General features: G+C 44.1%; 1 protein-coding gene. It reads left to right on the top strand.

The genetic code is table 11. The features are described 5' to 3' along the window. Nucleotides 1-241: 241 nt before the first annotated feature. The coding region (locus R7040_RS29320) for a DUF2799 domain-containing protein (protein ID WP_318098027.1) at nucleotides 242-542 on the top strand (301 nt) is incomplete at its 3' end.

The following is a 542-nucleotide window of genomic DNA, read 5'->3' on the forward strand; positions in this document are numbered from 1 at the left end:
CGGCTTACGAAGAGATTCCCACCTCACTAATCTCGCCTCTACCTTCACGCAAACTACTCTATTCGTAACATCACTACTGACGAAAAACGCTCGTTCCACAAGCAAAAAATTTTTGCTTCAAGCCGACAAACTCACAAGCGCAACGCATCAATAAGTCGGTAATTATTAATTTTATCTATTGGAAATGAACACTGTTCATTTATAATCAGCGAACCTAACGCAGTAACAAGGAATCCACTTCATGAAACGCATTGCGCTTCTCTTTGCCATGTTTGCATTACTTTCTGGTTGTAGCAGCATGTCGCCAGAACAATGCCAAACCGCAGATTGGTATCGCGTCGGCTACCAAGATGGCCGCTCAGGCAACAACCCAAACATTTTGTACGAATACATTAAAGACTGTCGCGAAGCAGGCGTAACGCCAAATCACGTTGAGTGGCAAGACGGTTTTGATAAAGGCACCATTCTTTACTGTTCGCCAGACAATGGTTACACGGTGGGTGTAGAAGGAAAAACCTACTATGGCGTTTGCTCTAACGATC

It is taken from the genome of Vibrio sp. 1069 (genome assembly GCF_033340555.1).